Origin of the sequence: Streptomyces sp. NPDC059816, assembly GCF_042732055.1 — a bacterium.
Lineage (GTDB): Bacteria > Actinomycetota > Actinomycetes > Streptomycetales > Streptomycetaceae > Streptomyces.
On sequence record NZ_JBHWIQ010000014.1, the window covers coordinates 173077 to 187401 of the forward strand.

At 73.6% G+C, this 14325-nt stretch carries 12 protein-coding genes and 1 pseudogene; 2 read left to right on the top strand and 11 right to left on the bottom strand.

Features of this window, described 5'->3' with window-relative positions; genetic code table 11:
- Nucleotides 1–122 precede the first annotated feature (122 nt).
- From ACFV88_RS19995 to ACFV88_RS20040, 10 genes and pseudogenes are all read right to left on the bottom strand, one after another.
- Nucleotides 123–251 (bottom strand): SapB/AmfS family lanthipeptide, encoded by a 129-nt coding sequence (locus ACFV88_RS19995; protein ID WP_385492957.1) that lies wholly within the window; start codon nt 249–251, stop codon nt 123–125.
- A 29-nt stretch (nt 252–280) separates the two neighbouring features.
- On the bottom strand, nt 281–2929 hold the full coding sequence (gene lanKC / locus ACFV88_RS20000) for a class III lanthionine synthetase LanKC (protein ID WP_385492958.1): 2649 nt from the start codon (nt 2927–2929) through the stop codon (nt 281–283).
- A gap of 767 nt (nt 2930–3696) precedes the next feature.
- The gene (locus tag ACFV88_RS20005; RefSeq protein WP_385492960.1) at nt 3697–3948 is read right to left on the bottom strand and encodes a hypothetical protein; all 252 of its coding nucleotides are present in this window, start codon (nt 3946–3948) and stop codon (nt 3697–3699) included.
- 228 nt (nt 3949–4176) lie between these two features.
- A complete protein-coding gene (locus tag ACFV88_RS20010; protein WP_385492962.1) occupies nt 4177–4809 on the bottom strand; it encodes an isochorismatase family protein in 633 nt (210 codons plus the stop codon).
- A gap of 151 nt (nt 4810–4960) precedes the next feature.
- The gene (gene dhbC, locus ACFV88_RS20015; RefSeq protein ID WP_385492964.1) at nt 4961–6220 is read right to left on the bottom strand and encodes an isochorismate synthase DhbC; all 1260 of its coding nucleotides are present in this window, start codon (nt 6218–6220) and stop codon (nt 4961–4963) included.
- A 64-nt stretch (nt 6221–6284) separates the two neighbouring features.
- On the bottom strand, nt 6285–7121 hold the full coding sequence (locus ACFV88_RS20020) for a 2,3-dihydro-2,3-dihydroxybenzoate dehydrogenase (protein ID WP_385492966.1): 837 nt from the start codon (nt 7119–7121) through the stop codon (nt 6285–6287).
- 309 nt (nt 7122–7430) lie between these two features.
- Nucleotides 7431–7664, bottom strand: coding sequence for an MbtH family NRPS accessory protein (locus tag ACFV88_RS20025; RefSeq protein ID WP_385492967.1), 234 nt, complete (start codon nt 7662–7664; stop codon nt 7431–7433).
- A gap of 7 nt (nt 7665–7671) precedes the next feature.
- Nucleotides 7672–8487 carry an AMP-binding protein gene (locus tag ACFV88_RS20030; protein WP_385492969.1) on the bottom strand — a complete coding sequence of 272 codons (816 nt, stop codon included), beginning with the start codon at nt 8485–8487 and terminating at the stop codon, nt 7672–7674.
- Between the two features lie 346 nt (nt 8488–8833).
- A pseudogene (locus ACFV88_RS20035) lies at nt 8834–9403 on the bottom strand (AMP-binding protein); the annotation flags it as partial.
- Nucleotides 9364–11043, bottom strand: coding sequence for a condensation domain-containing protein (locus tag ACFV88_RS20040; protein WP_385492970.1), 1680 nt, complete (start codon nt 11041–11043; stop codon nt 9364–9366). The gene ACFV88_RS20040 and the pseudogene ACFV88_RS20035, both read right to left, overlap by 40 nt.
- 643 nt (nt 11044–11686) lie before the next feature.
- Between ACFV88_RS20040 and ACFV88_RS20045 the strand changes: the two genes are divergently transcribed.
- Nucleotides 11687–12205, top strand: a complete 519-nt coding sequence (locus ACFV88_RS20045; RefSeq protein ID WP_385492972.1) for a GNAT family N-acetyltransferase — start codon at nt 11687–11689, stop codon at nt 12203–12205.
- 118 nt (nt 12206–12323) lie between these two features.
- Here ACFV88_RS20045 and ACFV88_RS20050 read toward each other — a convergent pair whose 3' ends face one another.
- Nucleotides 12324–12488, bottom strand: a complete 165-nt coding sequence (locus ACFV88_RS20050; protein WP_385492973.1) for a hypothetical protein — start codon at nt 12486–12488, stop codon at nt 12324–12326.
- A gap of 200 nt (nt 12489–12688) precedes the next feature.
- On the opposite strand from ACFV88_RS20050, the gene ACFV88_RS20055 reads away from it, so the two are divergent.
- Nucleotides 12689–14323, top strand: coding sequence for an MFS transporter (locus ACFV88_RS20055; protein ID WP_385492975.1), 1635 nt, complete (start codon nt 12689–12691; stop codon nt 14321–14323).
- Nucleotides 14324–14325 lie beyond the last annotated feature (2 nt).

Consider the following 14325-nt stretch of genomic DNA (forward strand, 5'->3'; position numbering starts at 1 on the left):
CGTACGACGACCGGTCCCGGGCCTTGGTGGGCCCGGGACCGGCGACTCATGGCCGGGAGGGACGGGCGGTCGCGTCGGCCGGACCGGCGCGTCGGCTCATCGAGCGGTCTCCCGGCGGAGCGTCACGGGGTGCAGAGGACGACACTCAGCGAGCTGTACTCACAGATCAGCAGGCTCACCTGGCTGCCGGTGGCCGGTCCCTCGAACTCCTCTTCGGGGGTGTCCAGGGCCTGGAGGTCGAGAAGCGCCATGACGGGTCCTTTCTGGGGACGGATGGATCTCATTGGGGTACGGCCCCTGGCGGGGGCCGGTCTGTGGGCCGCGTGAGCGGCGGGAGGAAGGGCAGCGAGGCGGGGCGGTCGCCGAAGGCGGCGCCGAGGGCGAGCAGACAGCCGGCGGTGCCGGTGGCCAGGTCCATGGAGCGGCGCATCATCTGTTCGCCGGGGAAGGCGAGTGCGCCCGCGTACGGCACGGAGTGCAGCCCGAGCAGTCGGGCGTGCCGTTCACGGGTCCGTTGCCGTTCGGCCGGATCGCCGCAGGGGGTGCGGGCGAGTTGCAGCAACAGTCCGGCGACGCCCCGGAAGAGTCCGGGTTGGATGTAGAAGGCGGACCGCAGTCCCGGTTCGATCTGCTCGCGGGCGGCGCGCAGTTCGGGGTCGTCGCGGTGGGCGAGGAAGTCGTCGAGGACCATCGCGATGCCGGCGCTGCCGCCGCCGAGGTAGGGCAGGGTGCGCTTGCCGTCGAGGACGAGGAGGGCGCCGTCGGTGCCGGTGCGGCAGCGGTCGAGGTCCTGGCGCAGTGCGGTGGCGGCCAGGTCGAGGTACCCGGCGTCGCCGGTGGTCTCGTAGCGGCGCACGAAGAGGAGGGCCGGGCCGCTGGCGCCGTGGAGCAGTCCGGTGCGGCGGGTCGGGGAGGCGTCCCGGACGGTGCGCGCGGCGAGTTCGGTGCAGCGTTCGGCGGCGGTGCGCAGGGCCGCGGCTTCGGCCCCGTCGGTGGCGCGGCAGAGGTCGTCGAGGGCGAGGGCGAGGCCCGTGTGTCCGCCGTGCAGGTCGGCGGATCTGCCGTCGAGCGGCTCACGGGCGATCAGCCGGGCCAGGGCGAGGCCCTGTTCGCGGTGGCCGAGCCGGTGGAGCGTCCAGGCGATGCCGGCGAGTCCGTCGTAGAAGCCGATCGGGGTGCCGGACACGGGTTCCTTGGCGCGGTCCAGCAGCCACTCGGTGGCCTGGGGGCAGGGCGTGGCTCCGGTCTCGTGCAGGGCGTGCAGCACGCCGGCGGCGCCGTAGCCGAAGCTCTGGCCTCCGACCGGGGTGAGGAACTGGGCGATGTCGCCCGGGAAACACCGGTCCTCGCGATCGGGTGTGCAGGCCGCGGTCAGGGCACGGACCATCGAGTCCCGGCTGCGGGGCCAGTCCGCCGGTTCCGGTACGTCCGGGGCGTCGGGTTGTGCCGCGGCGGGTCCGGCGGACCTGAGCGGGCGCACCGGACGGGTGGCAGCGTCGGGGTCGGGGTCGGGGTCGCGCAGGATCTCCGTGAGCGCGGGGGCGAGTTCGTCCTCGGTGACGGGGAAGATCCTGGTGATCTCCCGTACCAGGTGGCGGGCCTTGGCGCGGTCGATGGAGAACAGCACGGTCAACGGGGTGAGCAGGGCGAGCCGCAGACAGGCGAGCGCATAGGTGTCGATGTCCGTCCCGCGTCGGCCCGGTGGGGCGACGAAGGAGGGATTGGCGACGATCTGACGGCGTCGCTCGACGGCGGGCGAGGCAGCCTCGAAGTCGAGGAGGACGACGCGGGTGCCGTCCTCGGAGACCATGATGTTGCTCAGGTGCAGATCGCTGATGACGAGCCCGCGCTCGTGCACGGCGTGCACCGCGTCGGCCACCCGTGCGTGCATGTCGCGGGCCCAGGCCGCGTGCTCGGCGAGTTCGGCGGCGGTGGCGGTGGCCCGGGACAGCGGGAAGCGTCGGGCGAGGACGGTGTTCAGCGTGGTGCCCGGTACGTACTCCAGGGCGAGGAAGCGGTGTCCCTCGACGGTGAAGGAGCCGAGCAGTTCGGGCACGCAGTCGAGCCCGGCGAGCTGTTCCAGCGCGGTGCGCTCCCGGTCGAGGCGTTGCACCGCGTCGGCCCCGTCGGCGGCGAGGCCGGCGTGCGGGCGCCCCTCCTTGAGGACGACCCGCCGGCCCGTGTGGGGGTCGCGCGCCCGGTAGACGCCTCCGCCGTTGGAGAAGTGCAGTGCGCCCTCCACGATGTACGGCAGTGCGTCGGCGCCGGTGCGGGCGGCGAGGTGCCGTGCGAGGAAAGGCGGCGGGGTCACCCACGGCGGGACCCGGAAGGACGGTCCGCGCAGGTCCGGGACGAGGGTGCCGTCGGGGTCGGCGACCGCGGGCACCGTACGGCCTTCGGCGTCGAGGCAGAAGCGTCGGGCGAAGGCGCCGTAGCGGACGTACACCGGTCCGTCACCCAGTCGCAGATCGCTGAGGACGTACGGCCCGTGCTCTTTGGCAAGCAGGTCCACCAAGGCGTCGGCCACCACGGGGAACTGCTCTTCGGAGGGCGGGTAGACGGTGATGAACTTGCCGCTGCCGGCGCGGTCGGCGTACTTCGCGTTGCGCAGGAGCAGCAGACGGGGGCCGGGGACGAACTTCAGGGGGAGCCGTCGTTCGACGCAGTGGGCGATGACCCGGTCGAGGACGCGTTCGGCGTTGTCGGCCGCGGCCGATATGTGGATCTTCCAGCCCTGGGCGGGCAACCGCAGGCCCTGCGGGCTGAACGAGAGCCAGTCCCCGTGCCATTCGGCCTGCCAGCCCTCGGGCGCCGCAGCCCGGGCTGCGGCGAACAGCTCGGGTCCCTCGGTGGACTTCCCCGCACCGTGCCGGGGGGAGTCGTAGAAGTCGGCGTCCGCTTGGGTGTACGCGGCGTACTCGGGGTTCACACACGCTCCTCACGGATTCGTTCGGCGGGGACAGGAGAAACGTTTCCACAGCCCGATCCGGGGCGGCCAGTCGCGGTTGTCACCATTCGGAGCCCCGCCTTCCCCGTGCAAACCGCACGCCCGATCCGTGCGTCCGCGCGTGCACCAGGAGGCTCGGACGGTGCGCGCGAGGGCACGGGTGCCCACCGCTACTCGGCGGAAGTCGTCCCGGTCGACCAGCTACCCGCAGGCCAGGCTGACGCTCGGGTCCCTCGCGCCCCTCCCACCCCGTCCACCGCTGCCGGCGGGTGCGTTGCCGGTCGCCCGGTCGGCGCGGATCGGTGGCGGGCGCCCGGTCACGGTGGTGGCCCACAGCATGGGCGGCGCGGTGCTGACCCGAGCCGCACAACGGGCGCCGGAGTTGGCCGGCCGTGCCGTGTACCTGGCCGCGTTCATGTCGGGCTCGGACATAGCTGGGGACGCGTACCAAGGGGCGCCCGAGAACGCGGGCAGTCTGATCGGGGCCGTTTCAGGGCCGATGCCGCCGTCTTAGGGGCGCACCGGACGCGCCGGCAGGCATCGCCCGCGGCACGACCCGGTTGACCGCTGACGGCTGGGGCTCGGTGCCCCGTACCTACGTGGTCTGCACCGGGGACAGGGCACTGCCCTGGGCCCTCCGGCGGAAGTTCATCGCCGGAGCGGAACGGGAGCGCCGTGCGACCCGCCCCCCGGAGCCCGGTCCGGCATCCGGGTGCTCCCGGAGGACGGGCGGCCCGGGGCGGGCACGCTCAGGCGGCGTGGCTCCCGCACCCCGGCACGGCGATGTCGCCGGTCACGGCCCGGGGGTCCCGGGCGGGCGGGGACTGGCGTGCTGCCTGCCGAGCGGCGGACCACTCCATGACCAGGCACTGGTACTGCCGTCGCTGTTCGGTGCTGAGTCTGCCGCCCGCGCGCGCCCACAGCGCACGGATGTCCTCGTTGATGTCGTCGGCGGAGCGCAGGGCCGCGCCGGACCGGGCGGGGTCGGGGATCGTGGACATACGGTGAATCATACGTTTATGGGTGTGAGGATCTCGTCAGATTTACCACCAGGGACGGTCAAGACCGCGGCCCCACCCCCGAACGCCCCCCCTTCGGGCCCGCAACGGGCCGCGGACCGGCCCGCCGTGGAACGGGTACCTCCGGCATCGTCCGGCGGGCCGGTCCGGGCCACGGGGGTCAGCCGCCGAAGCGGGCCGGCCCCGTGCCCCCAGCGGTGCGCACCGCGGTCAGCCCTCTCCCAGGACCGCCCCGGTCGTCGTGACCACCGCGCACTTTCCGGCTGCCCAGCGCAGCGCGGCAGCGTGATCGTCGGCCGAGAAGTCGGCCACCGCATCCGCGACGACGAACGCCTGCACGTCCTGCATCCAGGCGTCGCAGGCGGTGATCATGACGCCGATGTGTGCGTAGACACCGGTGATGACGAGTTGGTCGCGACCGAGTTCCCGCAGTCGCTCCAGGAGGTCGGTACGGACGAAGGCGCTGTACTTCCACTTGGTGAGGACCGTGTCACCGGGGCCGGGAGCCACCGCGTCCGCGATGGCGGCGGCGTGCGGGTCGGCGGGCAGACCGGGCCCCCAGAAGTCCTGTTGGAGTCCTCGCTCGGCAGGTGTCTGGCCGCCCGGCTGGGCGGTGTACACGACGGGGACCGATGCCTCGGCGGCCCACTGGCGCAACCGCGCGGTGTGGGCGAGGAGTTCGGTGACGGGAGACGCGGAGGTGTCGAAGGCCGAGAGGAAGTAGTTCTGGAGGTCGTGCACGAGCAGCACCGCGCGGTCGGGGTCGATCTTCCAGTCGACCCGGTTGGCGGGCAACTCCCCCGGGGTGGGCATCGGATAGGGGGTGATGGCGGGCAGGGCCATGGTGTCGGTGGTTCCGTTCGAGTGAGCGACAGGGAGCAGAGGGAAGCGGAGGCAAGCGGCGGGGATCAGCGGGCGGACACGGAGTGCGACCGCTCCGCCGTCGGATTCCGGGCGGCGAACTCGGCCGCCGGGTACATCGGGTGACGTGACGTCATAGCTCCGCCCCGACGGCGCTGAGGAAGGTGCGGAACTTCGCTCCGGTCTCCTCCGTCTCGGCCTGCGGCTGGGAGGCGGCGACGACTCCGGCGCCCGCGTACAGGCGCAGCCGGTTGGCCTCGGCCTCGGCGCAGCGGATGGTGACGACCCATTCGCCGTCGCCGTCCGCGTCGCCCCAGCCGACCATCCCGGTGAAGTAGCCCCGGTCGAACGGCTCGGTGTCCGCGATGACGCGGCGGGCGAGCGCGGTGGGGGTGCCGCAGACGGCGGGGGTGGGGTGCAGGGCGCAGGCCAGTTCGAGGGCCGAGGTCGTCGGGTCGGCGAGGGTGGCGGTGACCGTGCTCGACAGGTGCCACATGGTGGCGGTCCGCACGAGGGTGGGCCGTTCGGGGACCACGAGGTCACGGCAGAAGGGAGCGAGCGCGGTGTACACCGCGTCGACGACGACGGCGTGTTCGTGCAGGTCCTTGGCGGATTCGAGGAGGGCTGCGGCCCTGCGGACGTCTTCGGCGAGGTCGGCGCCGCGCGGGGTGGACCCGGCGAGGGGGTTGGCGACGACCCGGGTCCCTCTGCGGGACACCAGGAGCTCCGGACTGGCACCCAGCAGGGTGCGGCCGGGGCCGACGGGCAGGGCGAAGGTGTAGCCGGAGGGGTCGCGGCGCGCCAGCCGGTCGACCATGCCGGGCAGGTCCAGCGGGCCGGGCGCGGTCAGTTCGAGGGTGCGGGCGAGGACGACCTTGCTGAACTCGCCCTGCCACATGCGGTCGACGGCGTCCGCGACCCCGGCGGCGTACTCGTCCGGCTCGGGTACCTGGCGTATCCCCCAGTCGACGGGGTCGGGGCGCTCGGCGGGCAGCGCGATCATCGGGTCCGAGGCGAGGGCGGGTCCGGTGCGCAGTTCCGCGGGGATCGCGAGGGCGGCCGGGGCGTGTTGGTCGAAGGGGACGGCGCCGAGCACCAGGGGCGTGCCGTGGCCGTCGGCTCGGCCCGCGGTCAGCGCCTCGGCGACCCTGACGGGCAACGGTCTGTCGTCGTGGGGGACTTCGGCGCGGGTGCCGTGGCCGAGGAGGGTGCGGGTGGGGGTGGCGAGGAATCTGGACCCGGTGCGGTACGCGTGGAGCAGGGAGGTCGCCGCACCGAGCGTGGGGTACGCAGGGTCGGGTGACGTGCCGGGGCGGACCGCGGCGTCGGCGGTCACGGTGAGGGCCTGTCCGGCCAGGGGGACGTGCGTGGCGACTTCGGATGCCGTCGACACGGGGGCTCCATTTCTCGGGTGCTCCGTGCGTGCACGGAGGTGGGGTGGGGGGACGGGGCGCCGGCTACCTGAGGGTGGCGCCGCCATCGACGTACAGCTCCTGCATGGTGATGTGGCGGGCGCGGTCGGAGGCGAGGAAGACCACCGCGTCGGCGATGTCCTGGGGCTCGGCTATCCGTCCGAGGGGTATCCCGGTGCGGTACGTGCGGGGGTCCCCGGCGATGACCCGCCGGGGGGCGTCGCCGTCGGTCCACAGGGCGCGCTGCATGGCGGTGTCCGTGGAGCCGGGGGCGACGATGTTGCACCGGACACCGCTGCGGGCGACCTCCAGCCCGAGGCACTTGGTGAACATGGTGGCCGCGGCCTTGGAGGCGGCGTAGGCGGCCATGCCGGTGCGTGGAATGCCGGCGGCGTTGGAGCCGACGGTGATGATGCATCCGCTGCCGCGGGCGGTCATGGGTCCGACCGCGGCGCGGGAGGTGTGGAAGACACCGGTGGTGTTGACGGCGAAGGTCTGCGCCCAGTCGTCGTCGGTGAGTTCGGCGACGGGGCCCGGCCTCAGTACGCCGGCGACGTTCACGAGCAGGCCGAGCGGGCCGTGTTCGTCCTCGATGACCTTGACGGCGGCGTCCACGGCGGCGCCGTCCGTGACGTCGAGGACCATCGGGGTGATCGATCCGGGGCGGGCGTGCGGCCCCTCCGGCCCGTCCGCACCGCTTCGTTCCCGCCAGGAGGCGGCGAGTTCGTCGACCCCGTGCGCGGAGCGGTCGGTGGCGATCACTTCGGTTCCCAGCGTCGCCAGCGAGACCGCGACGGCGGCCCCTATACCCTGTCCGGCGCCGGTCACGAGAGCGATGCGGCCCACGAAGTCCGTACGGTGTTCGGGTCGGTGTTCAGGCATGAGCAATCTCCCCCCTCACTTAGGCGAGCCTAACCTAACTCATTACGCTTGAACACCCGACCGATCCCCCAGTGAACCGGCACACATATTCGGTTGGGCTAACCTCACTTGGTAGGGGTGAAACCCTCGGCCGAAGCGAGGGTGGGCCCTCGATCCGGCCCGATCGAGGGCGAATTGCCGGAGCGCGCACCACATCCCGAAGGGGTGCACCACATGACGCACCCTCATGACCGGACCCGTCGGCGGCCGGTACGAGATGGGGCGGGACGCGTGCGCCCCGTACCACCCCCATCCCCCTGCGACAGCAGCTCAGTTCGTGGACGGGCCGATCCAGTGCTCGGTGATCCATTCCAGGGCGTCCTGCCGGACGGCGGGCCCGTACACGGTGTGCCACCCGTCCGGGACCTCGGCGAAGACGGGCCACAAGGAGTGCTCACCCCAGTCGTTGGCGAGGACCGTGAACTCCGCGGGCCCCGCGCCGCCGGGCTCGCCCTCGGCGCCGAAGGGGTGGGTGGGGGCGTTGCTCGGGTCGGGGTCGCTCATGTCGGGGTCACTTCTCCAGTTCGGTCAGTCGCTCGCTGAGCACGCGGGTGAGGTGGGCGGACGGCGCGGACGGGGCGACCGTGTCCCGGCGGGAACAGGTGGCATCGGCGCGGACCGTCACGGCGGCGTCGACGGCGACCCGGCCGCCGTTCAGCAGGGCTCCCCACAACTCCCACACGCAGAAGTCGAAGGCGTAGGAGGGGAAACGGGTCCACACGTCGTCGGGGCGGAAGCCGTGGTCGGTGATGGCGAGGAGTCGGGTGACGTCGTGATGGGTGACGGTCACGCCCTCCGGTCCGCCGGCGGAGTCCGGGGCGTGGATGACGCACACCGGGTCGTCCGGGGTGAGCGGACGGGTCCGTTCGGCCTGGGTGAGCGGCCGGGTGGCGTACCGGTCGACGAAGGAGGAGTCGGTGCAGAGGATCGGCAGGTCGTGGTCGGGGAGCCGGGGCACCGTGACCGAATCGGTGACCACGGCCGCCGGGGCGATGTCGGCCAGCGCGCAGGAGAGGCGACCGGCCGGGTGGTCGGGGTCCAGGGGGAGGTACGCCGCCCCGGCGTAGGTCACCGCGAGGATTCCGGTGACCAGGTCGGTGGAGCGGGGCAGGGCGAGCGCCACCACCGATCCGGGCCCGATGCCCCGGACGGCCAGCATGCGGGCCAAGGGGCGTGCACGCGCGCACAGTTGGGCGTAGGAGAGGGTGGCACCCCGATGGGAGACGGCGACGCGGTCCGGGTACCGGCGGGCGACCGCGTCGTAGACCTCGGGGAGGGTGCACCCGAGGGGGGCCTGGTGCAGCACCGCCTCGGTACGGGGGGGCATCGGCGCCGAGGACGCGCCGCCGGAGCTCGGTGCCGCATTCGGGGACCGACCGGGTCGGTGCGCGACGGTCGCCACGGCCGACGGGGGTTCCGAGGGCATCAGCAGCGTCAGGGGCGACGGGGGTTCCGGGGACTGTGGGGGCTTCGGGGGCGAGGAGTTCCACGGTTCCGTCGGCGCGGCGGCGCGCCAGGTCGCCGGTGCGGTACATCCGGCTGCCCGGGTGGCCGTGCAGCGCTCCGAACGGGTCGGCCACGAACCGTTGTGCGGTGCGGTCGGGTCGACCGAGGAATCCGACGGCGAGGCACGGTCCCGCGAGGTACAGCTCTCCCGTCGTCCCGGGCGGGGCGGGGCGCAGCGCGGCGTCGAGGACGTAGGCGCGGGAGCCCCGCACGGGCCGCCCGAGCACCGGCCCCCGTGCGTCGCCCGGTTCGCCGACGCGCCAGGAGTAGGCGACGCCGGGGGCCCCGGTCGGGCCGTACTGGTGCACCGTGTGCAGCCCGGCCACCGTGGGGACGCACTGCCGCAGCGGCTCCGGGACGGGCTCGCCGTCGATGGTCAGCACGGCCGGCCGGTGGTGGCCCTCGTCAAGCAGCCCCTCGGCGATCAGGGCGGCGGCCTGGGACGGGGTGACGGCCAGGTGGTCGATGCGCTCGCGGTGCACGTACGCGGTGAGGGCCGCCGGGTCGCGGTGCGTGGCCTCGTCCAGGAGGTGCAGTTCATGCCCGTGGACCATCCAGAGCAGCGGGTCCCAGGCCGCGTCGGAGGCGAACGACGCGCTGTGGGCGAGCCGCAGTCGCGCCCGTCCGGTGCGGGCGACCGCGGGCGCGATGTGGTCGGTCCCGTGGCCCTCGTAGCGGTTGGCGAGGGCGGCGTGGCTCACGAGGACGCCTTCGGCGCGGCCGGCGGAGGTGCCCATCCCACAGGCAGGGGTGCCGGGGTGGGCTGCCCGTGCTCGCCCCCGAGCCGGGCGAGTTCGGCGCCGAGGCCACTGGCCGCGGACTCCAGTTCGGCGAAGGTGAGGGTGGCGTCCACCGCGCGTACGGCGATGGCGTCGGGGGTCCGGGCGACGCGGTCGGTGAGTGCGGCGGGGAGGGTGCGCCGGGCGGGGGCTTCGGCGCGCCCGCGGGTGACGGCCCACACCTCGTCGCGGGGCAGGAGGTCGAGCGTGCCCACGGGCCGCTGCGGGTCGGTCAGCAGCAGGTCGGCGTAGGCGGCCAACAGGTGGCCGAGGGTGGCGCGGTGCCGGGTGACCGCCGGCTCGTCGTACCGGCCGGCATGGGCGTCGACGGACAGGTGCAGTCTGCCGTCGACGCCGGGGGCGGCTCCGATCGTCAGGTCCTCCACGGGCCCGCTGGCCAGGTGGTGCACAGTGCCGGGGGACGAGGCGAAGTCGAGTGCGGTACCGCCCGGTTTGATGCTGATCACCGGGCCGGTCAGGGGGCGGTCGGCGCCAGTGCGGCCGAGGTCCTGACGCAGGTCGGAGTGGGGGTAGCGCTGGTGACGGCGGACCGCCCGGATCTCCAGGACGACGCGGCGCAGGAGTTCGGCGCCGGTGTCCTGCGGGTGGACGGCGAGCCGCAGCGGGAGGACGTTCACCGCCGTGGCGGGGGTGTGCAGGGCGGCCGGACCGCGCCGGTTGGCCAGCGCCAGGCCGAGGACGACGGTCCGGGCGCCGGTGCCGCGGTGGAGGTGCAGGGCGGTCGCGGCGACGACGAGTTCGGCCCAGGTCGCCCTGCTGGTCGCCGCGGCCTCGGCGAGCCGGTGAAAGGTTCCGGGCGGGAGGTCGGTGTGACCGCGCAGGACGGTCGCGGGCCCGCCGGTGGGCGGGCCGCCGAGGGTGACGGGCACCTCCGTCCCGGCCAGTCGTTCGGTCCAGAACTCCCGGTCGGCGGCGTACCGTTCGCCGTTCAGATAGCGGGATTCCTCCTCGACCACCTCGCGCAGCGGGGCGAAGCGGGTCCGCGGGGGTTCCTGTCCGGTGGCGAGCGCGGTGTACACCTCGGCGGTGCGGCGTCCGACGAGGTGGAGCGCATGGGAGTCGGCGGCGAGGTGGTGGGCCCGCTGGTACCACCAGTAGTGGTCGTCCGCGAGGCGGATGAGGGCCTGGGTCATCAGGGGGGCGGGGTCCGCTCCTCGGCCGTCCGGGGCGACGGACGTACCGCTCGCCCCGGGGGCACCGGCCGCGTGGTCTGCGGGGCCGGCGGTCGGGTTCGGTGCGGCGCCGGGGCGGGTCAGGTCGGCATGGGTCCAGGCCCGGGCGGCGGCGAGCGGGGCGGGGTCCGCGCGCAGGTCCAGTCGGTGCAGCGGGGCGTCGGCGGGGGCGGGGGCGACCCACTGCCGGGGCCCGCCGGCGTGCTCGCGCACGACGGTCCGCAGGGTCTCGGCCTCCACCACGACGCGAGTGAGCGCGGCGCCGAACAGTTCCTCGTCCAACGGGCCGTGGATCTCCACCACGTCGGCCGTCTGGAACGCGGCGGAGCCCGGGGCGAGCCGGTCAGCGAAAGGAACACCCGCCTGTGCGGCGAGGAGCGCGAACTCGTCCGGATCCTGATACATGTGTGTCAACTCCCCCAGAGGAATGGCTACCGCGGACGCTGACCGCCAGGAGCGGACATGCGAACTTAGGTAAGCCTAAGTTAACCTGTCGGGCGTCACGAGGCGGGGCCGACCCCCCGCGACCGGCCCGTTCCCCACCACGGCTCCGCCCGGCACGGGGGAACAAGCGTGCTAGCGTTGATCGAGCAGGGACGACCGCGTCGACTGCGGGAGCAGAAGAGGGAGGTGAGTTGATGACCGTCGCAGAGGCCACTGCCGTGTGCAGTGCCCGCCGGACCATCCTCACGTCCCGGGTCCCGGTCTGACCTGACACCCACCCCCGGCCCCACGGCCCACGGGGTGCGACCTCATGGTCACCGGGGTCCCCTTTTCAAAGGTCTCCACGTTGCCCCCGCCCCTTTCCTTCCACGCTCCGACCGGGCCGCCCGGCATTCCGGGAGCGCCAGCCGCGCGGACGGCCGAAACGCCGGAGCGCGCTCCTCGCACCGATGCGCCGACCGCTCCGCAGCCCGGCGCGCCCGAGACCCCGGCCGCACTCCGGCCGGCGGTCGACGTGCCGTGCGGACATCGCAGCCGCACCCGCGCCGCCCACACCTCGGGCGCCCTCGACGAAACCCCTCACCTCTTCGAGAACGAGAACACCATGACCACCTGGACCACCCGCCCCGAGAACTCCCGGAGCACCGAGGACGTCGCCGCCGTCCGCGAGATCAACCTGGCCGCCTTCCCCACCGCAGCGGAGGCCGACCTCGTCGACGCGCTGCGCGCCGATCCGCAGGCGTGGATCGACGGCCTGTCCATGATCGCCGCCGGCCCCGACGGGACCCCGGTCGGACACGCACTGCTCACCCGGTGCCATGTCGACGGCGGGCCCGCCCTCGCCCTGGCGCCCTGCGCGGTACGACCCTCGGCCCAGCGCACCGGCGCCGGATCCGCCGCCGTCCGCGCCGCCCTGGATGCCGCCCGAGCCACGGGTGAAGGTCTCGTGCTGGTCCTCGGGCACGCCGACTACTACCCGCGCTTCGGCTTCACCCCGGCGTCCCGCTTCGACATCCGCGCCCCGTTCGAGGTGCCCGACGAGGCCATGATGGCCCTGGTCCTGGACGACACCCGAGCAGTTCCCACCGGCACCATCCGGTACCCCGCGGCGTTCGGCGTCTGACCCGCTCCGAGGCGACCCCGCCCGGATGGCCACGGACCGCGCGGCCGGGCGGGGCGCCGACGGGACGTGACCGCGGACACCCCGCCCGCTGACGGTTCCACTACGGCGAGGGCCCTCCTCAGGGACCGAACAGGAGGACGCCCCGCCGCAGGTTCGTGGTCCGGAGCGTCGGCCCGCCCTGACGCAACGTCAGGGCGGGCTCGTCGACGGCTCCGGATCGCCCAGCGCTCCAGAGGGACTCATCGGGCAGCACGAACGCAGCCGCGCGCACCGCAACCCCCATACACACTAAGGTAAGGCTTACCTTACAACATCGGGGCGGGCGGTACGACTCACCACTGCACGGGCGGCCGGAATTCCGCATCCCGAACGCGGGCCAGAACGAGGGACCGCATCCGACAGCCGGCAGCCGGCCGTATTTGACCTCAACTTAACTTCAGCCCCTAGCGTCGCCCGCATCCCGACGCAAGGAGGCGCACGTCCATGGACGGCACGACACCCACCCCGATCGACCCGGCACCCCCACGGGCGGGACGGCGGGCGTGGACGGGGCTCGCGGTCCTGTTCCTGCCCACCCTGCTGATAGCGATGGACCTGACCGTGCTGCACCTCGCGGTCCCGTCGCTCACCGCCGACCTCAACCCCTCCAGCGCCCAACTCCTGTGGATCCTGGACATCTACGGGTTCCTGATCGCCGGATGGCTCATCACCATGGGCGCCGTGGGCGACCGGATCGGGCGGCGGCGACTGTTGCTGATCGGCGGCGCGGCCTTCGGTGTCGTCTCCGTGCTGGCCGCCTTCTCCCCCACCGCGGAGCTGCTGATCCTCAGCCGGGCCCTCCTCGGCATCGCGGGCGCCACCTTGATGCCCTCGACCCTGTCGCTGATCCGTCAGCTGTTCCCCGACCCGGGTCAGCGGACCGTCGCGATCGGCGTCTGGATGACCGGGTTCACGGCCGGCGGCGCCCTCGGCCCCCTGGTGGGCGGGGCGCTGCTGGAGCACTTCTGGTGGGGCTCGGTGTTCCTGCTCGGCGTCCCCGTGATGCTGGTGCTGCTCGTCCTCGGCCCCCGGTTCCTGCCCGAGTACCGCGAGCCCGGCGCCGGCCGGACGGACCTGATCAGCGTGGCCCTGTCGCTGGCGACGGTCCTGCCCACCGTGTACGGGGTGAAGCGGTTGGCCGAACACGGTCCCGATGCGGCGGCCCTGGCCGCGCTCGCGGGCGGGGCGCTGGTGGGCTCCGCGTTCGTCCGGCGACAGCGGACCCTCCGTCAGCCGCTGTTGGACCTCGGACTGTTCAAGAACCGCACGTTCTCGCTGGCCATGTCGACCCAGGCGTTCGCGATCTTCGCCATGGCGGGCACCCAGTTGTTCGTGGGCCAGTACCTCCAACTGGTGGTGGGCCTTTCACCCTTGCGGGCAGGACTGTGGACCCTTCCGTCGACCGTGTTCGGCATCGCCGGGTCGATGCTCGCGCCGCTCCTCGTACGACGGGTCCGACCGGCCGTGGTGATGGCCGCGGCGCTGCTCGTCTCGACGGCGGCGTTCGTCACCCTGTTCCTGGTCTCCCCCGACGGACCGGGCGACGGGTTGCCCCTCGTGGTGACCGGATTCGTGCTGCTCTCCTTCGGCCTGGGCCCGGCGATGACCCTCACCACGGACCTGATCATCAGCAGTTCGCCCCCGGAGCGGGCCGGCTCGGCCTCCGCCCTGTCGGAGACGGGCAGCGAGTTCGGGCTGGCCATGGGCATCGCCGTCATCGGCAGCGTCGGCACCGCCGTCTACCGGTCCGAGGTCGCGGACACGATCCCCGAGGCCGTGCCCGACGAAGCCGCCCGGGCCGCCCGCGACACCCTCGGCGGGGCCGTCCGCGCCGCGGAGTCCCTACCCGACCTGCTCGCCGACGACCTGCTGGCGGCGGCCCGGGCGGCCTTCGCGGACGGACTGCACACGACCGCGGCGCTCAGCGGAGCGGTCACCACCGCACTCGCGGTCCTCGTGCTGACGCGATTGCGCCGCCTGCCGGCCACCCGGCCCCCGGCCGACCCGGTCACCGGAAGCGGGCGGCGGGACGCGCCAGCGGCGAAGACCGACGACGAACGACTGACGGCCCGACAGTGAGC